This is a genomic window from Vibrio sp. YYF0003, assembly GCF_036350715.1.
Taxonomy (GTDB): domain Bacteria; phylum Pseudomonadota; class Gammaproteobacteria; order Enterobacterales; family Vibrionaceae; genus Vibrio; species Vibrio natriegens.
Genome location: NZ_JAZDWA010000001.1, coordinates 953106 through 972897, shown reverse-complemented (window position 1 = coordinate 972897; position 19792 = coordinate 953106). Strand labels below are relative to the sequence as shown.

The window sequence follows — 19792 nt, the reverse complement described above, 5'->3', positions numbered from 1 at the left end:
AAGTTAACCTTATGTTCTTTGCCAAATGATGTTTACTCTAATAGCTGAGTAGAATTAATAAGCATCTGCTGTAGGTAAATGTGCTTAGATAAATGTTCAACGCTATAAAACGAGACAGCGGATGTTACTAAGACAATTCATGTCCTTAAAACTGTTATCAAGTTCATCCATACTATTCCTATTAACAAGCTGTGCGATTATCCCTGAAGACTTAGTTATGTCGAGCCCAGGAATGCATCTCACAAAGGCTGAAGCCACCAATCAACTGGCAATGGATGAATTAGCACTGCAATCGTTAATCATGTCGATGGCCGATGATTACATCGCTTCTGTTTCTGAAGTTGCCTTCCTGCACTTACGACCAAAAACTGAAAATAGTCACGAACGAGTGTTAGTTCAATCCTTTATGCGTAACAGTTTAGGGGCTGCAACAGAAATAGCTGCAGGACGAAGCCCCGATATCGCGTTACTCGATCTCCTTGTGTTATCAACATTACAACGCTCAACTTTCGAGAATTATTGGATACCCAAAATATGGGGAGCCGAAAGAGCTCAGGATGCTTTAAATCAATTAAAGAAAACAGAAGATCGCCTTTGGCAGCGCTCCTCTCGGCTGTTGACACCTTCGCAGCAACAGGTACTTCGTGACTTGATAGATGTTTGGCTCGAAGAAAATCCGGATAGGCTAGTCGTTGAGCTAACCCGATTTGACTCCTTCACAGATGCTCGTTGGATACCTCAGCATCGGCACCGACAAGAAGCCAAAGGTTTACTCGAAGAGATCGATTCTGCTGTGAGCACCGTTGATAGAGCATTGCTGTTTGGCGAACGTGCAATGTGGTATTCCAGTCGCTTGACTTATATTGCAGGCGAGCAGGTAGAACTATCGGCTTACCGTATACTTGCTTCTCCCGAGATTCAGGAGATGCTAGCTCGATACGATGAAGCGAAAGAGAGGTTTGAAGAACTCCAATCGACATTGGCTTCGTATCCGACCTCACTCGCTGAACTAGAAAATAAGCTTGTTGAAGACATCCAGAAAGAGCGTGAGCTCGCGCTCAACCAACTTTTTGAATACATTGCCTATGAACGGGAACAGATCTTTGAGTTAGTTTCAAACAGTAGCAACAAAGCAGAACAGATGCTGCCTGCGACACTAGAGTTAGTAAAGGCATCTTCGGACCTGGCTGACAAAACCAACCAAGCGAGTATCAATATTGACCGTTTATTAGCGCGCTTTGATGAGAGTTCAACTGATTTAGCCGGAGGACCTCCAGTCAACCCACTGGAGCTAATTCAGGCATCCAGCGATCTTGCCAATCAGTTACAGCAGCTAATCTCGCATCTACAACGCGATATCAATGAATTGGAAAGGCTATCTACCAACGTGCTGGACCATATCTTCTGGCGTATTGCCATTCTGATCCTGCTTGTTTTCATTGGCTTAGTCATCCTGCGGTTTATTCCAAGACGGCTGAAATAAAATACACTGAATAGCCTCCGCGTCAGTAGACACTAGATAGCTGCTCTTGGAGCGTTCCCCCTTGGCTTTCTGTTTAAAAATCACTCACGAAAGATCAGCGCGCCCTAATAAGATGTTAAATCTTTGTGCGATAAGTGAGATTTTTGTTGTTCTTTTACTAATGTCTAATATTCCTACCGATAGCAATACATGCTTAATAAGCTCAAATCAAAAATTGGCTCCAAACCTCTTTCTTAGTGTGGCGTCGATGTTTGATGTGAATGTTTGGCAAGATACTTTTCAGTTTTCTTGTTTTCACTAGCGAAGTAAATCCATGTTTTCTTCGTTTATGAAATCAATAAAGGTGCTCGGTAGCACTTAGGGTGTTGTCTCGTATTGGTCGAAGGTCTGTATACCAAGCGAAACTCTGGTTGACATAGTTCAACTTCGAAACATAACAAAGGATAACTAAATGTCTGACACAAGTAAGACTTTTTACAGGGATGTGCGCAAAAAACCGCATGAATTTGAAAACCGAGAAGACTTTCTAAACCATGATTTAACCATCATGAGCTTTCGCCGCTGGGGTATTCATTTACCATCTCGTGATTACAGTATTGAAATCGAAGACTGGGTACCTGCATTAGCCGCAACCATTGGTAAAGTGGTTATGGTAACCGCTATGGTTGCCGCCTTTGCTGCTCAGTTCGGTTTATCTCCTGAGTTTGTCGCAGAAAACGTGCGTTATGAACTGCTTATCGCGGGCGCTCTGTTCGTTATCCTGTTTTCTGCCATCCTAAACCCGAACGCAAACTTAGCCGGTACTCACGGCCCCATGATACCGCTGATCCCAATGATTGCAGCAGCAGGGGGCCATCCACTGGCTCTCGGCTTGATGGTATGTGCTTTTGGTTTAATTCTCGCTTTTACCAAGGGTGGTTCTAAACTCATGACCCTCACTGGCATTGGGGTTCGAGGTGGGTTGCTGATCTACCTCGGCGCAGTTGGGTTGATCGGACAGATTAATAAGACTGAAGTGTGGGCTGCGAGTACGGACCAAAGTTACATTTCGTTTGTGGTCATTGGTCTAACGGTGTTGGTTTATGCCTACTTAGCCAAGATCAACAAACGTTGGTTGGCCATCCCGTTGTGTTCTGCACTAGCGGGCATTGTCGCTTATGCAATGGGCGCTGAGTTTGCTTTTACCACGGAGCCGGGCCTGCCTAATTTCAGTCCATTCTACTGGTGGGGTGAAGATACCGGATGGCAACTAGGCTGGCCAACCCTGGAGCACTTTATTGCCGTTACGCCATTTGCACTACTAGCCGTCGCTATGTGGTCCCCTGACTACCTTGGTCATCGTGTTTTTCAAGAACTTAACTATCCAAAAGAAGCAAAAGGCGTACTAATGGATGTCGACGACACTATGGTCGGAGCGTCTGTTCGTCAGGGCGTTGGCTCACTATTAGGTGGCGGTAATCTAGCGTCTTCTTGGGGTACGTACATGATTCCGGCGGCAATTGCCAAGCGTCCTATTCCAGGCGGCGCGCTGTTAACGGGTTTAATGTGTATCGCCGCAGCAGTAATTGGTTACCCGATGGATCTAGCAATGTGGGAACCTGTTCTACGCGTAGCGCTGATTGTCGGTGTATTCTTACCACTTCTTGAAGCGGGTATGCAGATGATACATAAGCATAAAGATTCACTCAGTGCAGGTATCTGTATTTTTGCCTGTGCATTCGTTAACCCAGTCTTTGGTTGGGCAATAACTATGCTGCTGGATAACCTCGGACTTATCGGCGACCATGAGCGCGCCAACGAGCTATCGGGCAAAGATAAATACCTGATTCCTGGTGTTGCCTTTATCGTTTGTGCTGGCTCCCTTGCTGTAGTTGGTCAGCTTCCGGGTATTCCCGCTCTGATCGGTTAATTGAACCTCTCTCTAAAGGCATAGGTGGTCACCGCCTATGCCTTTTCTCATTTGACAAGCAATGGCTACTTACAACGAATGTCACTTTCTTCGTTGTCCAAAAATGCATTTAACCAGATGAATTAAATACGACTTTTAGCGAGTAGCAGATCCACTTTGCCTTTTGCTGTCTTACTAACGGTTTGCATAAACTGAAAGCTTGGCTTGGTGATTCCTGATTGCTCTAACTCCGCTACCATTTGAAGCCAAAGTTTGGCTGTCATTTGTGCATCTGCTAACGCACGGTGAAAAACACCGTCGTTTTCGATGTTTTTGTAGCGAACGAGCTCACCAAGTTTGTGTGACGGCGCATCTTGAATCAGTCGTCTTGCCACCAGTAACGAACAAGCGAACTCACCTGAATAGCCTTTGTTTACTCTCTCAAGCTCCGCGTCGAGAAATCGTTTATCGAATGAGGCGTTGTGAGCGATGAGGTTTTCATTGGCAATAAATTCACTAAACGATGCCATCACCTCATCGCAGCTTGGTGCGGTGCGTAACATGTTATTGGTGATGCCAGTATAACTTTCAATGAATGAGCTTACTCTGAAGCCCGGATTCATGAGCTGCTGAAAACTATCGACAACCTCACCATCAACTAATTTTACTGCTCCAATTTCAATTGCGCGGTCACCAAGGTTAGGAGAGAGGCCAGTGGTTTCAAAGTCGAGCACAACCACGGAATTTGCTTGAGGCATGAAGTTTTCCAACTAAAAAATAATGTGCAGAGTATCCTAGAAAGCGCTAGAAAAATAAAGGCGATGCACTGCGATGAACGTACGCTGGGTGTCTTTCTGGCATTGAATAATGCGTTGTAGTCTTAGACTGATAAAAGGAAAGCTTCCACTTTCATAGTAGGGCACTGTATGAAAGTGAAAGCGGTAACTTATTGGAATGAAATTAAGATATGAGCGGCTTACACAGCGGGCTTGAGTTGTGACAGAACGTAATCCAGTCCGCCAACAATCGCTGCAACCTGAGCGTCATTACATTCTTCGTCAGTGACTTTTGGGCTGTCTGGGTAGACTTCAGTTGTCGTACCATATTGGCAGTTAGTCACACCGCCACATAATCCCAGTTTCACCATCGGGTAGTTGATCACGCCAAACTGAACTACAGGTGATCCGATGATTTCGCCTTGATCGTCCGCAGGGGCAATGTGCGTCACTTTTGCTACCGATTCAATCACTGCTTTTTGGAACTCTGGTTGCGGATTCTCAGTGTCTCCGACGGTGTAAAAGCCGTCTGGAATCAAACCTTCGAGGTATTCAATACCATCGCGAGCGGCTAAAGCTGGGCGGAATTCTGTTTCATCCGAGTCAGTTGTCTCGTGAAGATCAATGTGCATCAATACATCACCCAGTGTCGCAACCAGCTGGATAAGGTTCGCGGATTCTTCCGCAGGGCTGTTTGCGTAGAAAGAGCGGTTCGGGTCAATCGCGTTTGGGTTCCAACGGTTAATTACCTCATAACCCCAAGGGCTCACGCATGGTGCAACAACGATATTGAAGTGCTCTGCGTAACGCTCCGCTTCTGTGTCCACGAATTTTAATGCTCCATGTACACCACTGGTTTCGTAGCCGTGCACGCCACCGGTGACAAGAACAACAGGTTTTACTGAATCCCAGTTGCGTGTTTTGATGCAAAATAGTGGGAAACGATCTTCGTCATATGAGAGCGCACCGTATTGCTCTACATCAAAACGGTCGCGAAGTGCGTCGATTTTACTGACGACTTCTTCCTGATAGCTGCGTTTTACATCGCGTTCTGCTAACCAGGCTTTGCGTTCAGCTTCTCCCCAAGGTTGACCTGGGGTACCAATTGGGTAAGTGTATCCGCTTTTCATCTATACTTTTTCTTTTGTTTACTCAAAGGTAAGACAAGACTAGACGTGTCTTATCTCGACAGCAATATAAAATACCGTCCGTCAGCATAATCTTTGCCAGATAATCACTTTGCTGAGCATATTTGTGGTGATACATTTTAATTTTTACTAGGTTTAATGTAACTAATTGCATTTAAAGAGATAAAAAATGGCTGGAGCAAGTTTACTCACACTGTTAGATGACATTGCCACGGTACTCGATGACATCGCGGTGATGTCAAAAGTGGCGGCAAAAAAGACAGCAGGTGTGTTAGGAGATGATTTAGCATTGAACGCCCAGCAGGTACAAGGTGTTGCCTCTGAACGTGAAATACCTGTGGTTTGGGCTGTTGCCAAGGGATCGTTTAAGAATAAATTGATTTTGGTACCCTCTGCACTACTTATTAGCGCCATTATTCCGTGGTTGATCATGCCATTGCTTCTGCTTGGTGGTCTCTTCCTCTGCTTTGAAGGCACAGAGAAAGTACTAGAGAAACTCTTCCCCCATGCTCACTCACATGAAGACAAAGAAGAGATGTTGGATAAAGGAGAGTCAGTAGAAGAGTTCGAGAAACGGAAAGTCAATGGGGCGATTCGTACCGACTTTATTCTCTCTGCTGAAATCATTGTGATTGCTTTAGGTACGGTTTCAGAAGCCAGTTTTGTCACTCAGGTTATTGTGGTGAGCCTGATTGCGATAGTGATGACCATTGGTGTTTATGGCTTAGTCGCTGGGATAGTTAAGCTCGATGACTTGGGTTTGTACCTTGAGGTGCGCGCGAAAGGAAAAGGCTTCATGGCAAAAGTCGGTAACGCACTGGTAACTTTTGCGCCGAAGTTGATGAGATTGCTAACCATAGTGGGCACAGCAGCGATGTTTTTGGTTGGTGGGGGCATCATTGTTCACAATGTGCCAGCCATTCATCACTTTGTAGAGCCAATTCTGATGGACTTTAGTGGTCACTCTTTTGCCACCGCAGTGTTACCGATTTTACTCAACGGTCTTATTGGATTTGTTGCCGGTTTGCTTGTCGTTGGTGCCTGGACAGTGATAGAAAAGGTGCGTGGGAATTAACCTCACTAAAAAACAACAAGGGTCATGACTTCTTTTATTGATAGAAAGTCATGACCCTTTTTTATTTGAGCTAGTTAAGCGAAGCGCTTATTTAACTTGCCATTCAATCTGTTCGTTCGCGCGGATAGGCACAACGATGTCATTGCCAAACGGCATTGTTTCTGGCACATCCCAAGCGGCTTTTTCTAGGGTAATTGTGTCTGTGTTACGAGCAATACCGTAGAAGTCTGGGCCATTGAAGCTTGCAAATGCTTCCAGGTTTTCCAGTTTACCTTCTTTGTCGAATACCTCAGCATAAAGCTCAACGGCTGCGTGTGCGGTGTATGAACCCGCACAGCCACACGCTGATTCTTTTGCACCTTTTGCATGTGGCGCTGAATCTGTACCTAAGAAGAACTTCTTACTGCCGCTTGTTGCCGCTTCAATCAGCGCTTGCTGGTGGGTATTACGCTTTAGGATTGGCAGACAGTAGAAATGTGGCTTAATGCCACCGACAAGCATGTGGTTGCGGTTGAAAAGTAGGTGGTGAGCAGTGATTGTCGCCGCAACGTTATCAGACGCGTTTTTAACGAAGTTAGCTGCGTCAGCGGTGGTGATGTGTTCCAGAACAATTTTTAGATTTGGAAAATCATTAACGATAGGAGCAAGAACTGTATCAAGGAACTCTTTTTCACGGTCGAAGATGTCAACTTCGTGATGTGTGACTTCGCCATGGACCAACAGTAGCATGCCGACTTCTTCCATTGCTTCCAGAACGTGGTAGATGTTCTTTGCATTGGTCACGCCAGAGTCTGAGTTGGTGGTTGCGCCTGCTGGGTAAAGTTTTGCTGCAACAATTTTGCCAGTTGCTTTTGCGGCACGAATTTCGTCTGGAGTGGTGTTATCGGTTAGGTACAGCGACATTAATGGTTCAAATTGCTCGCCGTGTTGTTCTTTAAGGATTCTATCGCGGTAGGCCAGCGCCATTTCAGTGTTGGTAACAGGTGGGACGGTGTTTGGCATGATCAGTGCGCGACCGTTGTAGCGGCTGATATCGCGAACGGTGTCTTTAAGAACATCCCCATCGCGTAAGTGAACGTGCCAGTCGTCAGGACGAGTAATAGTCAGTGTTGTCATTAATTGCTCCCACCATTGAAAAAGTTGTCTGATTGGAGCCTAAACGAAGCACTGGCATTGTTAGCAAACGCTTGCGCTTAGGCGACAGGATGATAGAGGAATTGACTTCACATTTCATCCCATTTTTCACTTTTCTACGATTGTGGAAGCGCGATAAGTTATTTCATCGTCAACCAAAGTGCATGAATCGTACCTGGCAGGAAGAAGAAAAAGGTCAGAATTAAGTTGATGAAGAAGTCTTTATTGAAACCTCTTTCCATGAACACCGCGACAGGTGGAAGAAAGATACACAGTAAAATGAGAACGAGTTTTCTAGTATCCATGATAAGCCTCTAGTCAATTTGTCGTTGTTGTCAAAAGAGTGGCGAATTATGTGTCTTGTATCACACTTTATCAATCAGCGTTTGGTCAGCGTGTTGTAAAAAACGCAACGGTTAGATTTAGTTAAGTCAATGCCTTACATTAGTTAAGACTTCTCCTTACAATAGTGCAACAAATAAAAGCACTGCAGGAAGAAAGCCATGTCACAACCCATCTTATCCCAAATAAATGTCTTTCCGGTTAAATCAGTCGGAGGGGTTGCTCTCTCGTCTGCGTGGGTAGAAAAGCAAGGCTTGAGCTTTGACCGCCGTTTTATGATTGCCAAAGCAGATGGCTCGATGATCACCGCAAGGAAGTACCCACAAATGGTCACCGTAAAATCTGCGATACTTGCCGATGGTGTTGTGTTTAGCTCCTTAGGTATGGAGCCGCTTAAAATCCGTTATCAAGATTTCAAAATGCAGGAAACGTCGGCAACGGTTTGGAGTGACACGTTTACCGCTTATACCACAACGGACGAAGCCGACGACTGGTTTACCCGTGTTTTAGGGCAACGAGTCGAGCTGCTTTTCTGTGGTGAACAATCGAATCGAGTACGAGATAAGTTTGGTCATAATGTGAGCTTTGCTGACGGTTATCCTGTATTGGTCATCAGTCAGGCTTCTCTCGATGAGTTGAACAAGCGAAGCTCTGAGCAGCACTCAATGGATCAGTTTCGCACCAATCTGGTAGTGGCAGACACGACGCCGTTTGAAGAGGATTCTTGGAAACGAATTCGCATCGGCGAGGTGGAATTCGAGTCACTTAAGCCTTGTGAGCGTTGCATTCTTACAACGGTCAATACGCAAAGAGGCACATTCCGCGAGAGTAAAGAGCCGCTGAAAACGCTACAACAGTTCCGCGCGAATGAGCGAGGCGGGGTCTTTTTCGGGCAAAACCTTGTAGCGCGTAACGAAGGCATTATCCGCCAAGGTGACAAAGTCGAAGTGCTTGAATATAAGGAACCGGAGTTTTATGAGGATAACTCTCCTGCGCGTTTAACGTTAACTTGCGTCGAACGTGAAGAAATAGCACAAGATTTTGTGACATTTTGGCTAGAGCCTAGTAAAGGCAAGTTACCTAATTATCTGCCGGGACAACATTTACCAATCGATGTTGAAGTAGAAGGTAAAAAAATAGGCAGACGTTATACACTCTCTTCGAGTCCTTCTCGTCCGGGGCGATATGCTGTTTCAGTTAAGCGAATTTCTGGTGGCCGTGTGTCGAATTCGCTATTGGATAATCTGCAGGTTGGCGACGTATTAGAAGCGGAAAACCCAGATGGGGAGTTTCATCTTAAGCCGCATCACACTCAGCGTCTATTGTTGCTTTCAGCAGGCAGTGGCGTTACTCCAATGCTGTCGATGGTGCGTTACCTAGCCGATCACAATCAATTAGATGACGTCGTGTTCTACCATCAGTGCCGCACTGAAAAAGACATTCCTTGTAGAGTTGAACTGGAACAACTGAAGCGAGAGCATCCGGGACTAGAGGTAAAATTCTGCCTGACTCAGCCAGCGATCGATTGGTTTGGATTGAAAGGTCGACTCAGCCTTTCGCACATCAAACAAATTAAAGATGCGGAGCAGCGTCAGGTGTTTGTTTGTGGCCCTGATGGCTTTATGCAAAAAGCGAAAAACTTGCTAATGAAAAAGGGGCTGCCTGAAGAGAACTACCATCAGGAAGCGTTTGGTGTCTCTGCGGTAACAGCACAGCCAGAGAAAAGTATCGAAATCGAGTTCAACGGCGCTAAGATTACGGGTACAAATCAGAAAACACTTTTAGACCAACTTGAAGATGCCGGAAAGGACATCAGCAACAGCTGCCGCGCAGGGTTATGTGGCGCTTGTAAAGTACAATTGAAATCGGGGCAAGTTCACCATCCTGACGTACCCGCTTTGAGTGTTGAAGAGCGTGCTATGGGGACGGTATTAGCGTGTTGTGCCGTTCCGGAAACCGATGTCACAGTGACTGACTAATCAGGTTACAATACGTAAGAAAAACGCTGCCCTTGAGCAGCGTTTTTTATAGCAAGCATTGCGTTTAAATGTTGCTTAGTCGTAAATAGTCGGGATTGGCTGACGTTTGTGCTGCGTAGCTTTGTAAATAGCTACCAGACGGTCACTCACTTGTTGCGACACTGGTTTGCCTTCCAGGAAGTCATCAATTTGTTCGTAACTTAGGTTCAACGCATCTTCGTCCGCTTTTTGTGGAGCGAGTTCTTCCAAATCTGCCGTTGGTGTCTTTTTCACAAGTAGTTCTGGTGCGCCTAATGTTGCCGCTACCTCACGTACTTGACGCTTGCTCAAACCAAATAAAGGCGCAAGGTCACAAGCACCATCACCAAACTTCGTGTAGAAGCCAGTAATGTTTTCTGCCGAGTGATCGGTTCCCAGCACCAAACCGCCAACGTAACCGGCAATTTCGTATTGTGCGACCATTCGGGCACGTGCTTTTACATTGCCTTTCACAAAGTCTACTTTTGCCGCGTCGGTTGGTAGAAGGCCAGTTCCCTCTAGCGCAAAGCTAGAAGCAGCATGCATACCATCTACACCTTGTTTGATGTTTACTGACACAGAGTGTGTCGGTTCAATGAAAGATAAGGCAAGTTGTGCTTCGTCCTCATCTTTTTGCTCACCGTAAGGTAGACGAACCGCGATGAACTGGTAGTCGTTACTACCACTCGCTTCATTGAGTTCATTAACCGCAAGTTGGGCAAGGCGACCACACGTGGTTGAGTCAACACCGCCACTGATGCCAAGCACGAGTGACTTACAACCTGCTTCTTGTAGCTTACGCTTTATGAAAGCAACACGGCGTTCAATTTCGAAATGCGGATCAATAGAAGGTAGAACGCGCATTTCATCACGGATGGATTGTTCCATTTAGGGTTCCTTTTCCTGCAAATATGTCGGACACCAACAGCGTTGGTAGTTACCAAAATCAGTAAGAGTGATGAGGTGAATATTCAATAAATGGTGACAAACCATCCAATTGAGGCGCACAAACATCACTTTGGTGTCAAAAAGCTATAAAGATTAGTAGTATCATACCGAAATCATCAAATTAGAAAACTCTCTTAAACCAGGTAATCGCCGGATATGAAAAAAATTGCCATTTTTGGTAGCGCATTTAATCCACCTAGCTTAGGCCACAAAAGTGTTATCGAGTCTTTGGGGCACTTTGATCTTGTGCTTCTTGAACCCAGCATCGCACACGCATGGGGCAAGGAAATGTTGGATTACCCAGCCCGGTGCAAGTTGGTCGATGCGTTTATCAAAGATCTCGGGCTTTCTAATGTTCAGCGCTCGAACGTAGAGCAAGCTTTATACCAGCCTGGACAAAGTGTGACGACCTATGCGTTATTAAACAAAATTCAAGAAATTCATTCGACGGACGATCTAACTTTTGTCATTGGGCCTGACAATTTCTTTAAATTTGCTAAATTTTATAAAGCACAGGAAATTACTGAGCGCTGGACCGTTATGGCGTGTCCTGAAAAAATAAAAATTAGAAGCACAGATATTCGAAAAGCGCTGATGGAAGGAAAAGACATCAGCGCCTTTACTACGTTAACAGTCAGTGAACTATTGCTCAACGAAGGTTTATATAGAGAAACTTTATCTGGTAACTGAGAGGTTAAATGTTCATGGTCAGATTAGCCGTATTTAGTACGTGCGCGCTGCTTGTATATTCGCAAGCAAGCGTAGCATGTAACTATTTTTCTGATCGATCGGTCGTTTTTGCTGACAATACCATGCCTATTTGTGAAGAACTTTTTGACAGCGTAGGTGTGTTAAGTACTGACTCGTTGAATTGGTACGCACCAGAAATCGAACTGGATGGACCCACGAAAAATTATTGGGAAGAGTGGGCGTTTACGCCGAATGAGACACCTATCCTTACTCAAAACCTAGAGAAGAACTACTTTGGTCTTGGTATCTGGATGCCTGAAGACCTTCTAGACGAAGAAAGTGACATGACGACGGAAGAGTGGATTCGCAATCACGGTCTGATGTTTAGTATCGGTTTTGGTGATAAGGGCGATGGTGAGCCCAGAATGCGTTTGGATTATCGTTGGCACGAATACTATGACGCTGACTGGATGATGCAAATTGAATTGCCATTCTGAATAATTAAAAAAAGCGTACATCAAATGATGTACGCTTTTTTGGTTTTTTTGAGCACAGGGTTGCTTAGTGTGGGGCTATTTTAGTAATTAGCTACTTTCGTTAGCAGTTATAAAGGCTCGCCAAAGACCAAGAAACAAAGTTGCTCATACTCTTCGCTATTTCCTGCAAAAAGTGCTTCAACAATATCAGCATCTTTTTTCCCTGATAATTTCATCTTTCTTGCTTCTCGTAGCGTGAGCACCAGACATAGCTCTCTTGAGATACGTACGTCACCTCCGGGCTTCCACTGATTGATGACTTTGCTTAAAGCTGAGCTAGAAAGGGCGGGAGAAATCGTAACCACTTCGTGTTTTACTACTGCAAGTAAATCTAGCTCGATATCCGAACGGGACTCTACAGTCGACAGTCTGTCGAGTAATGCTTTGAGTAGAACTGATGGTGTAATGAAGCCCGCCTGCTGAGGAAAATCATCACTCAACCGCACAGAAAAATCACAACGATGCACACGAGTGTTAGGTAAAAAGGTGAGGGAGCTCAAACATCCCTGAGGAATCCAAAAAATCTGACCCGGTTCAATGGCATACTCCTGCTTACCCAATTTAATGATCACTAATCCTTCAATCACAGATAATAAACTGTGCTTTAGCGCTTTTTTGCGTGCAGTAACATTAAGAAAAGGGTAATTAGCGTCGTGAAATTCAATTGCGTAGTTCATTATTATTACCAGTGATTTTTGGGCGCTAAGCGTAACGCTAAACCTATAGGATTCCAACCGGTTAAAAAAAATTTTTAGCCATACTTTTGTTAGGTGAACTGGTATGACCATGAGAAAAGTATGAGCTGAAATGCTGCTATACAGTAAAACTATGCGTAAAATGTGCCAGCTTTTTTAGATATGTAATGAATAATGACTGCCAATACCGACCCTTATATTGAAATTCGTCCTTATAATGACGAAGAAATTCCAGCAGCGCTGGATCGTCTAATCCAAGATGATGAATTTATCACCGCGATTCTTGATCACCGTTTTGCCAATAAAGCAGGATGGTTTAAAACTCTTATGAGTCCGATTGTTCGCCTTTACCTAAAAGCAAAGTGGAGTAAGCTTGACTCCGTAGAAGCGATCCAGATCGAAGTGAAAAAGTATCTTGAAGATATGCTTGATAAGACAACGGATGGCGTCACTTTCTCTGGTTTAGATAAACTGGACAAAAATACCTCTTATCTATTCATTTCTAACCACCGTGATATCGCGATGGACCCTGCGTTAGTCAACTACGGCTTACACCAAACTGACCACCGCACTGTCCGCATTGCTATTGGTGATAACCTCCTCAAGAAGCCGTGTACGACGGAACTGATGCGCTTGAACAAGAGCTTTATTGTTAAGCGTTCAGCAAAAGCACCGCGCGAAATGATGAAAGCGTTAGGACAGCTGTCGAGCTACATCAAGCATTCTCTCGACACGGGCAACTCTATTTGGATCGCGCAGAAGGAAGGCCGAGCAAAAGACGGCAACGACTTCACTGATCCAGCTATTCTTAAAATGTTTCATGTTGAAGGTCGTAAGCAAAAGATCAGCTTTGGAGAGTACACTCGCTCTTTGAAAATCGTGCCTGTTTCTATCTCTTACGAGAACGACCCTTGTGACCTTGCGAAGGCGAAAGAGTTATTTGCTAAAGCAGAAAGTGGCCGTTACGAGAAAGGTGAATTTGAAGATATTGAAAGTATCATTCAAGGTATTATCGGTTACAAAGGTCGCATTCATGTGGCGTTTGGCGATGTGATTGAGCAAGAATTTGAAACACCAGAGTCTCTTGCTGCTGAAATCGACCGTCAAATTCACAACAACTACCGACTCTATCCAATGAATTTGCTCGCTGCTGGTCGTGATGATTCAGAAGTGCCTGAAAAGGTAAAACGTCAGTTGGCGGAAAAGCTTGAAGAGTTGCCAGAAGGCGCGCGTCCTTTCCTTGTTGCGAGCTATGCTAACCCGGTAAACAATCAAGAGTAGATTGATTGGTTTATTTTTGAATCAAAATACCTCGGGCTCTGCCCCGGGGTTTTTTATATCTGTTGCTAAGGTGCGACCGCGCCGCCTAAGGTCAGGTTACTTGGCCATTTGGTGATTTGATTCCCACCCAGAAAGATATTTCCTTTTACAGTCATAGTGTCAGGAAACGCTTTGAGTGCCGAGCCCCCAATGTAAAGATTTCCATCGATGATTAAGCCATTAGGCAAAGCCGTTAATGGTGTGCGGATTACACTTAAATCACCATAGACACGAAGTCTTGCAGGAAGCTTTCTTAGTGGAGTGTCAGTCAGGTTTAAATATCCGCCGAGTTTTACGCCTTTTGGCCAGTTTTCAACTTGGCTACCTAATAAATTGGCATAGCCTTTTATGCTGGTACCAGGTCTGACGGTTTTAAGTGCGCTGTTTGTTGCTTCTAAACTGCCACCGACATTGAGACCATTCGGTAGCCGCGTGATAGACGTTTGGGAAATGTTCAGGTTGCCTTTAATCGACAAATCAGATGGTAATTGAGTAAAGGGTTTGTTACGTAGATCTAGGTTGCCATAGTTGTCTAGGTAAGCGAGCTTGGTGTAGTAATCCAGTTCGTACGCCACTGAAGGTGTGTTGAATGTTACCAGTGCAATAATAAGTAGGATGAAACGCATGGCTGATGACTTTGCTGGATATAAAAGCCACCAAGCATATCTCAAAGCGCTAAATACGGCTATTCCAAGTGTTAACACTTGAAGGAAAGTAACACTTAAATGGAAGTAGGTAGAAAGCGAGCAGAGTGCTCGCTTTGGAATAGGATTAACGCGCTAATGAACGAGTTTTTAATTCAAAGATCAGCTTTTCTGCACTGACTTCGAACTTGAAGCGGGCTGATGCTTCTTTAGACTCTTCTGTGATTTCACTGACATTATATTCAACGTTAGCACATACTGATTTAGCTAGTTCAATGTAGGCCGCCATTTCAGACTCTAATGCCGCTTTAGACTCTGCGAAAATCGTTACGTCGGCAACTTCGTCGCCTTCTTTAATGACAAAGCCAATTTCACCCGCACAGCCACATGCTTCGCAGACTTGGTTTCCTTCTAATTCGATGCTCATAACGAATCCTCTTGTAAAAACTAAGGGTATTCTAGCAGGTATTTGATCTCTATCTACAAAAATGAATGAATCTGCATAAAAAAGCACACAAATTAAAGGGAATAACGCTCGATAAGGCGGAGGAAGGGTATGCCTAATGTGATATATATCAATATTTAAGAGTAATTACACTAGCTACGAACGAGTTTTATGTTTGGTCAGTTGAACTGAAGAACAATTTATAAGAGTATTTATTGAGTGAATAATTCTACATGATTATCATTCTTAACTCCTGAGTGGCTTTGATGGATAGTCTCGTGCAACACCTTGATGTCGTTATCTTTTCATCTGGGGTGCGTATGGTAAACATTGATGAGCATGCCCTGGCATGTTGATGATTGCGCAGTACTTTATCGCTATGACAGAGGTTCGCGTTTAGATTAGGAAGCACAGTAATAAAACTGAGGATGATTTCACTCTGGCCTCGTTGAGTTGTGAGTTAGATGGATTTAATAAAGAAGAGCTTAAAATATGCCAAAGCGTAGTAAAGAAGATACTGAAATAACTATCCAGAAGATCATGGATGCCGTCGTTGACCAATTGCTTAGACTTGGTTACGACAGAATGTCGTACACAACGCTGAGTCAGCAGACGGGTGTATCACGTACAGGTATTAGCCATCACTTCCCTAAAAAAACGGATTTTACTGCAGCACTTGATGCTCGCATCTTTAAAATGTTTGTCGAGCACTTAAGGTTTGATAAAGGTTTGGCTACGTTTTCGGATAGCTGGATGACAGCACTGGAAAATGCTGAATTTGTGGCTATTTTAAAACTCCTGTTCCATCACATCGTAGCCACAGAAAACGCCCATGAGTTTGCTACAAATGGTATTGATCGCTTGTATAAAATGGTCGGTAACCAATTTGGGGATGGCAGTGACAAAGAACTTGAATGGTTGATTGGTCGTTCTCTGATTCAAATGAGCAAATAACCGATACTGAATTAACAAAGCCCTGCTAGCAACTAGCGGGGCTTTATGTTTTGGCCCCAACGCCTTTGTATTAAGAAGCCCTAGCCACAGAGCCAGTAATGCGAGGCTATAATACCAATCACAGTGGTAGAGAACCTCAGGAATTAAAATGAATCAACAAGTGAAACAAGAGCGCCTGCAAGGCCGTCTGGGGCCGGAGATCAAAGCGTTTCGTCAGGAGCGCCAAACACTACAGCTAGCTACAGTTGATGCTGAAGGCCGACCTAACGTCAGTTACGCCCCGTTTGTACAAAACCAGCAAGGTTACTTTGTTCTTATTTCACAGCTTGCTCGCCATGCACGCAACTTATTAGAAAATCCTAACGTCTCCCTAATGATGATCGAAGATGAAGGCTCTGCTGGTCAAATTTTTGCCCGTAAGCGCCTGACGTTTGATGCGGTAGCAATCGTTGTGGAACGTGACACCGAGCTTTGGCAACAAATTGTTGCTCAGATGAAAGCACGTTTCGGAGAGATTATTGATGGTTTGAGCAATCTGGAAGACTTCGTTTTGTTCAACTTAAAAGCAGAAAAAGGCTTGTTTGTGAAAGGCTTCGGTCAGGCGTATGAAGTTTCTGGCGATGATCTTGTGGACTTTATCCACTTAGAGAAAGGACATCAAAAAATTTAGAGACTTACTGGGCACAGTCAAACCATTTGGGGGAGGCGTTTCTCGATCTCCCCCTCTCTGTCAGCGACGTTATGAAGCCATAGCTGTAGCTTCAATCTCCTTCGCCCCTCTCAGCATGGCTTCAATTAACTCACCAGCGTTAAACTTTACCAGAGCCTCGTGTGCACCCACTTGATGGGCGCGATCAACACAGATTTCACTTGAAAGAGAAGTGTGCAAAATACGGTACGAGTGGTTAAGTGCCGAGTCATTTTGTACTTCGAACGCCAGCTCGTAACCATCCAGTCCCGGCATTTCAATGTCGCTGACTAACAAATCAATTGGGCTATGTAGTGCCGCTTGATCTCTCATGAATTGCAACGCTTCCGCGCCATTTTTACTGATTTGGTACGGGATGTTAATGCTGTCTAATGCATCACTAAGTTGCTTACGTGCAATCGAAGAATCGTCGACGAGTAAGATATTAAGAGCTTTTAAACGCTCACGTTCTACGTCAGTTAGCATTGGAATTTTTGAATGCTCATATTGCGGATAGATCTTGGACAACAGCAATTCGACATCCAGCATTTGAACCATTTTGTTCTCATACTGAGTAATGCCCGTGACAAAAATATTTTGACCAGTGCTCTCGGGTGGTGACTCTATGGTTTTCCAGTCACAATCAATGATTTTTTCAATGCTTCGAACCATAAAGGCAACAACGGTTCGCAGGCAGTCGGTCACAATCAAGTAACAGCTTTGGTACTCTTCTTCCTGAATCGGCCGGAACCCGACGGCTGCGGACATATCAATCACAGGCACGGTTAGGTTGCGAATCGTCACAGTGCCGATTACGTGCTGGTGGGAGAATGGGATCTTCGTGGTCGGCATGTACGGAACAATTTCACGGACTTTAAGAGTGCCTATCGCGAAGTATTGTTGCAGGGTAAGCTTGAATACTAACATCCCCTGAGATTGATTCGCTTTGCTAACGACTTTTGCCATGAAATAACCTTATAAATACCAAATGATTACCTCTAATCTAATCGGATAAACCGGCGGCATCAACAGCCCTACATCGAAAAGTTAAGTTTTCATTCATTCTATTAGCTTTGCAGATGTGAGAATGCTCAAATTCCGCTCAGGTCGTGCTAACAAAACACAAATAGAGCTTCCCTGTAGGCGTGGTGAGAGAAATGTTTGGCGTGATCGGGTGTATTCGGTAAACTTGCGCTAACAGAACAGCGAGAGATAAACAGATGGCAAATACAGCAGCCGCATTGCATATTCTTGTGAAACACAAAGAACAAGCAGAAGACATCATCAAGCAACTTAAAAAAGGGGCTAAATTTCAGACACTGGCAAAGAAATACTCGACTTGCCCGTCTGGAAAACGCGGTGGTGATCTTGGTGAGTTTCGTCGTGGACAAATGGTGCCTCAGTTCGACAAAGTTTGTTTTTCAGGTGAGGTGCTAATACCGCATTTAGTAAAAACTAAATTTGGCTGGCATGTGGTAAAAGTATTATATAGAACATGATATTTAGCCCGAGTACAGGAACTTTGTGCTTGGGCTAGCATCTTATTTTAAATCACACGTGAGGTTATACGTATGGCATCAGATTATTACGGAACCAGTGCCAGTTATGCACGTAAAGAAGCCGGTTATCGCGAGAAAGCACTGAAGCTCTATCCTTGGGTATGCGGAAGGTGTGCTCGAGAGTTTGTGTATTCAAATCTGCGTGAATTAACGGTTCATCACAAGGATCATGACCACACGAATAACCCGGAAGACGGTAGCAACTGGGAGTTGTTGTGTCTCTATTGCCACGATCATGAACATAGTAAGTATCTAGAGCATGAACGTTACGGCAGCGAAATAAAACCTGGTGAAGATGAGCACCAAGGCGCAACATACAATCCATTTGCTGATTTAGCGAAGATGATGAAGAAGTGATGCTTAAGGGCTAAAGTGGCGTTAGTCATCAATAACGCTACTAGATTGAGTTTAGCCATTGAGCACAGCAGTATACTTCGTTACTTGTAACGTTTCTAAGGATCGACGTTTGCCCCAAACTTCCAACTGTTACGATAGCAACATGATTTTTTAAAATTGATTTAAGGGATCTGGTTATAGTGATTACAGCAGCTAACTAACGTAAAACGTTTTATAGCCTCATTATTGATGAAATTCATTATTACTTTGTTGCATATTGGTACAGAAGGCACCATTATTTTTGAACAGGCGTTATATGCAAAGGAGATTGCAATGAATATAGACGCGACATTACTGCTTCAAGGTGCTTCTGTCTATTTGGTGATCAGCTTACTTTTGAGCTACTACTTGGGTCGGCGTAAAACCAGTACTCCAATGATTTCTGCGTTAGTCGGTGTTCTTTTAGCCTTGATCCCCCCGTTAGGACTGATTTATTTAGCTTTTTTAACACTCAAAAGTGATTATGCAGAGAGAACCTAAATTTTTCTCATCTAATTTGCGCTAGGAACATAAAGGAATTTATGCAGCAAAATGTAGAAACGGATAGGTTGATACTCAGACCCTTTACTTTATCGGATGCCAAGCGTGTCGCGCTTCTGGCTGGTGACAAGGTTATTGCGGACATGACAGCGAACATCCCTCATCCTTATTCGCTTGCCGATGCGGAGTTGTGGATTAATACTCATGAGCCACTCTTTGATAGCGGTAAAGGTATCGTCTATGCCATTGCTTTAAAAGAGAGCGGTGAGCTGATTGGCGCGGTGAGTTTTCTAGGAATAGATAATGGTGTGGGCACCTTAGGTTATTGGCTGGGAGTTCCTTATTGGGGGCGTGGTTATGCGACTGAAGCATCGAAAGCAATAATCACCTTTGGCAAATCGAACCTTGGGTTGGGCAAGTTACATGTCATGCACCTTTTGGGTAATGAACGTTCTAAGTCAGTGATCAAAAAACTCGGCGTTACCTATATTGAAAATCGCATTAATCGTATGCAGGGAAAGGCGCGAGAAGTTTGTGTTTATACTTCAGATCTTTAATTTATGTATTCGAATAAACAATGGAAATGACAACTGG

Annotated in this window: 22 protein-coding genes; 13 read left to right on the top strand and 9 right to left on the bottom strand. The window is 44.3% G+C overall.

Annotated features, from left to right (window positions below; translation table 11 throughout):
• Positions 1-232: 232 nt before the first annotated feature.
• Both V1U08_RS04270 and V1U08_RS04265 read left to right on the top strand, forming a co-directional pair.
• Positions 233-1483: a hypothetical protein gene (locus V1U08_RS04270; RefSeq protein ID WP_330470001.1), complete on the top strand. Its 1251-nt coding sequence runs from the start codon at positions 233-235 to the stop codon at positions 1481-1483.
• A 451-nt stretch (positions 1484-1934) separates the two neighbouring features.
• Positions 1935-3392 carry a DUF3360 domain-containing protein gene (locus tag V1U08_RS04265; protein WP_330470000.1) on the top strand — a complete coding sequence of 486 codons (1458 nt, stop codon included), beginning with the start codon at positions 1935-1937 and terminating at the stop codon, positions 3390-3392.
• Between the two features lie 122 nt (positions 3393-3514).
• On the opposite strand, the gene V1U08_RS04260 is transcribed toward V1U08_RS04265, so the two are convergent.
• Complete coding sequence (locus V1U08_RS04260; RefSeq protein ID WP_065301404.1) at positions 3515-4129, bottom strand: 3'-5' exonuclease; 615 nt, start codon at positions 4127-4129, stop codon at positions 3515-3517.
• A gap of 218 nt (positions 4130-4347) precedes the next feature.
• On the bottom strand, positions 4348-5277 hold the full coding sequence (locus V1U08_RS04255) for a M14 family metallopeptidase (RefSeq protein ID WP_268668612.1): 930 nt from the start codon (positions 5275-5277) through the stop codon (positions 4348-4350).
• 187 nt (positions 5278-5464) lie between these two features.
• On the opposite strand from V1U08_RS04255, the gene V1U08_RS04250 reads away from it, so the two are divergent.
• Entirely contained in the window at positions 5465-6370 is a 906-nt protein-coding gene (locus V1U08_RS04250) for a DUF808 domain-containing protein (protein ID WP_014234746.1), read from the top strand.
• A gap of 87 nt (positions 6371-6457) precedes the next feature.
• On the opposite strand, the gene pyrC is transcribed toward V1U08_RS04250, so the two are convergent.
• Positions 6458-7486 (bottom strand): dihydroorotase, encoded by a 1029-nt coding sequence (gene pyrC / locus V1U08_RS04245; RefSeq protein ID WP_065303900.1) that lies wholly within the window; start codon positions 7484-7486, stop codon positions 6458-6460.
• A 158-nt stretch (positions 7487-7644) separates the two neighbouring features.
• On the bottom strand, positions 7645-7809 hold the full coding sequence (locus tag V1U08_RS04240) for a YqaE/Pmp3 family membrane protein (RefSeq protein ID WP_014234744.1): 165 nt from the start codon (positions 7807-7809) through the stop codon (positions 7645-7647).
• A gap of 198 nt (positions 7810-8007) precedes the next feature.
• Here V1U08_RS04240 and V1U08_RS04235 point away from each other — a divergent pair, with 198 nt between their 5' ends.
• A complete protein-coding gene (locus V1U08_RS04235) occupies positions 8008-9825 on the top strand; it encodes a hybrid-cluster NAD(P)-dependent oxidoreductase (RefSeq protein ID WP_330469999.1) in 1818 nt (605 codons plus the stop codon).
• 75 nt (positions 9826-9900) lie between these two features.
• On the opposite strand, the gene nadE is transcribed toward V1U08_RS04235, so the two are convergent.
• Positions 9901-10731: an ammonia-dependent NAD(+) synthetase gene (nadE, locus tag V1U08_RS04230; RefSeq protein WP_065298221.1), complete on the bottom strand. Its 831-nt coding sequence runs from the start codon at positions 10729-10731 to the stop codon at positions 9901-9903.
• 216 nt (positions 10732-10947) lie between these two features.
• Here nadE and V1U08_RS04225 point away from each other — a divergent pair, with 216 nt between their 5' ends.
• Together V1U08_RS04225 and V1U08_RS04220 are read left to right on the top strand one after the other, a co-directional pair.
• Positions 10948-11481, top strand: coding sequence for a nicotinate-nicotinamide nucleotide adenylyltransferase (locus V1U08_RS04225; protein ID WP_330469998.1), 534 nt, complete (start codon positions 10948-10950; stop codon positions 11479-11481).
• Positions 11482-11495: 14 nt separating this feature from the next.
• On the top strand, positions 11496-11978 hold the full coding sequence (locus tag V1U08_RS04220; RefSeq protein WP_014234740.1) for a hypothetical protein: 483 nt from the start codon (positions 11496-11498) through the stop codon (positions 11976-11978).
• 107 nt (positions 11979-12085) lie between these two features.
• Here V1U08_RS04220 and V1U08_RS04215 read toward each other — a convergent pair whose 3' ends face one another.
• Positions 12086-12694: an AraC family ligand binding domain-containing protein gene (locus tag V1U08_RS04215; protein WP_020335372.1), complete on the bottom strand. Its 609-nt coding sequence runs from the start codon at positions 12692-12694 to the stop codon at positions 12086-12088.
• Positions 12695-12886: 192 nt separating this feature from the next.
• Here V1U08_RS04215 and V1U08_RS04210 point away from each other — a divergent pair, with 192 nt between their 5' ends.
• Entirely contained in the window at positions 12887-13993 is a 1107-nt protein-coding gene (locus V1U08_RS04210; RefSeq protein WP_065301400.1) for a 1-acyl-sn-glycerol-3-phosphate acyltransferase, read from the top strand.
• A gap of 65 nt (positions 13994-14058) precedes the next feature.
• Here V1U08_RS04210 and V1U08_RS04205 read toward each other — a convergent pair whose 3' ends face one another.
• Together V1U08_RS04205 and V1U08_RS04200 are read right to left on the bottom strand one after the other, a co-directional pair.
• On the bottom strand, positions 14059-14658 hold the full coding sequence (locus tag V1U08_RS04205; protein WP_330469997.1) for a hypothetical protein: 600 nt from the start codon (positions 14656-14658) through the stop codon (positions 14059-14061).
• Positions 14659-14803: 145 nt separating this feature from the next.
• Entirely contained in the window at positions 14804-15103 is a 300-nt protein-coding gene (locus V1U08_RS04200; protein ID WP_330469996.1) for a YfcZ/YiiS family protein, read from the bottom strand.
• A gap of 510 nt (positions 15104-15613) precedes the next feature.
• Between V1U08_RS04200 and V1U08_RS04195 the strand changes: the two genes are divergently transcribed.
• The gene (locus V1U08_RS04195; RefSeq protein ID WP_065298224.1) at positions 15614-16075 is read left to right on the top strand and encodes a TetR family transcriptional regulator; all 462 of its coding nucleotides are present in this window, start codon (positions 15614-15616) and stop codon (positions 16073-16075) included.
• A gap of 148 nt (positions 16076-16223) precedes the next feature.
• Positions 16224-16745 (top strand): heme utilization protein HutZ, encoded by a 522-nt coding sequence (hutZ, locus tag V1U08_RS04190; protein WP_020335368.1) that lies wholly within the window; start codon positions 16224-16226, stop codon positions 16743-16745.
• A gap of 69 nt (positions 16746-16814) precedes the next feature.
• Here the strand turns inward: hutZ and V1U08_RS04185 are convergent, their stop codons facing one another.
• Positions 16815-17729 carry a chemotaxis protein gene (locus V1U08_RS04185; protein WP_330469995.1) on the bottom strand — a complete coding sequence of 305 codons (915 nt, stop codon included), beginning with the start codon at positions 17727-17729 and terminating at the stop codon, positions 16815-16817.
• A gap of 254 nt (positions 17730-17983) precedes the next feature.
• Between V1U08_RS04185 and ppiC the strand changes: the two genes are divergently transcribed.
• The 4 genes from ppiC to V1U08_RS04165 all read left to right on the top strand — a co-directional run bounded on the left by ppiC (position 17984) and on the right by V1U08_RS04165 (position 19755).
• Complete coding sequence (gene ppiC / locus V1U08_RS04180) at positions 17984-18262, top strand: peptidylprolyl isomerase PpiC (RefSeq protein ID WP_330469994.1); 279 nt, start codon at positions 17984-17986, stop codon at positions 18260-18262.
• A gap of 72 nt (positions 18263-18334) precedes the next feature.
• Positions 18335-18679, top strand: coding sequence for a YajD family HNH nuclease (locus tag V1U08_RS04175; RefSeq protein ID WP_014234732.1), 345 nt, complete (start codon positions 18335-18337; stop codon positions 18677-18679).
• A 312-nt stretch (positions 18680-18991) separates the two neighbouring features.
• Positions 18992-19198: a hypothetical protein gene (locus tag V1U08_RS04170; RefSeq protein WP_014234731.1), complete on the top strand. Its 207-nt coding sequence runs from the start codon at positions 18992-18994 to the stop codon at positions 19196-19198.
• A gap of 41 nt (positions 19199-19239) precedes the next feature.
• A complete protein-coding gene (locus V1U08_RS04165) occupies positions 19240-19755 on the top strand; it encodes a GNAT family N-acetyltransferase (RefSeq protein ID WP_330469993.1) in 516 nt (171 codons plus the stop codon).
• Positions 19756-19792 lie beyond the last annotated feature (37 nt).

What these genes read in the sequence shown, in the direction of transcription:
- V1U08_RS04270 (WP_330470001.1), top strand. Translation starts at nt 233, where the DNA reads ATGCATCTCACAAAGGCTGAAGCCACCAATCAACTGGCAATGGATGAA.
- V1U08_RS04265 (WP_330470000.1), top strand. Translation starts at nt 1,935, where the DNA reads ATGTCTGACACAAGTAAGACTTTTTACAGGGATGTGCGCAAAAAACCG.
- V1U08_RS04260 (WP_065301404.1), bottom strand. Translation starts at nt 4,129, where the DNA reads ATGCCTCAAGCAAATTCCGTGGTTGTGCTCGACTTTGAAACCACTGGC.
- V1U08_RS04255 (WP_268668612.1), bottom strand. Translation starts at nt 5,277, where the DNA reads ATGAAAAGCGGATACACTTACCCAATTGGTACCCCAGGTCAACCTTGG.
- V1U08_RS04250 (WP_014234746.1), top strand. Translation starts at nt 5,465, where the DNA reads ATGGCTGGAGCAAGTTTACTCACACTGTTAGATGACATTGCCACGGTA.
- pyrC (WP_065303900.1), bottom strand. Translation starts at nt 7,486, where the DNA reads ATGACAACACTGACTATTACTCGTCCTGACGACTGGCACGTTCACTTA.
- V1U08_RS04240 (WP_014234744.1), bottom strand. Translation starts at nt 7,809, where the DNA reads ATGGATACTAGAAAACTCGTTCTCATTTTACTGTGTATCTTTCTTCCA.
- V1U08_RS04235 (WP_330469999.1), top strand. Translation starts at nt 8,008, where the DNA reads ATGTCACAACCCATCTTATCCCAAATAAATGTCTTTCCGGTTAAATCA.
- nadE (WP_065298221.1), bottom strand. Translation starts at nt 10,731, where the DNA reads ATGGAACAATCCATCCGTGATGAAATGCGCGTTCTACCTTCTATTGAT.
- V1U08_RS04225 (WP_330469998.1), top strand. Translation starts at nt 10,948, where the DNA reads ATGAAAAAAATTGCCATTTTTGGTAGCGCATTTAATCCACCTAGCTTA.
- V1U08_RS04220 (WP_014234740.1), top strand. Translation starts at nt 11,496, where the DNA reads ATGGTCAGATTAGCCGTATTTAGTACGTGCGCGCTGCTTGTATATTCG.
- V1U08_RS04215 (WP_020335372.1), bottom strand. Translation starts at nt 12,694, where the DNA reads ATGAACTACGCAATTGAATTTCACGACGCTAATTACCCTTTTCTTAAT.
- V1U08_RS04210 (WP_065301400.1), top strand. Translation starts at nt 12,887, where the DNA reads ATGACTGCCAATACCGACCCTTATATTGAAATTCGTCCTTATAATGAC.
- V1U08_RS04205 (WP_330469997.1), bottom strand. Translation starts at nt 14,658, where the DNA reads ATGCGTTTCATCCTACTTATTATTGCACTGGTAACATTCAACACACCT.
- V1U08_RS04200 (WP_330469996.1), bottom strand. Translation starts at nt 15,103, where the DNA reads ATGAGCATCGAATTAGAAGGAAACCAAGTCTGCGAAGCATGTGGCTGT.
- V1U08_RS04195 (WP_065298224.1), top strand. Translation starts at nt 15,614, where the DNA reads ATGCCAAAGCGTAGTAAAGAAGATACTGAAATAACTATCCAGAAGATC.
- hutZ (WP_020335368.1), top strand. Translation starts at nt 16,224, where the DNA reads ATGAATCAACAAGTGAAACAAGAGCGCCTGCAAGGCCGTCTGGGGCCG.
- V1U08_RS04185 (WP_330469995.1), bottom strand. Translation starts at nt 17,729, where the DNA reads ATGGCAAAAGTCGTTAGCAAAGCGAATCAATCTCAGGGGATGTTAGTA.
- ppiC (WP_330469994.1), top strand. Translation starts at nt 17,984, where the DNA reads ATGGCAAATACAGCAGCCGCATTGCATATTCTTGTGAAACACAAAGAA.
- V1U08_RS04175 (WP_014234732.1), top strand. Translation starts at nt 18,335, where the DNA reads ATGGCATCAGATTATTACGGAACCAGTGCCAGTTATGCACGTAAAGAA.
- V1U08_RS04170 (WP_014234731.1), top strand. Translation starts at nt 18,992, where the DNA reads ATGAATATAGACGCGACATTACTGCTTCAAGGTGCTTCTGTCTATTTG.
- V1U08_RS04165 (WP_330469993.1), top strand. Translation starts at nt 19,240, where the DNA reads ATGCAGCAAAATGTAGAAACGGATAGGTTGATACTCAGACCCTTTACT.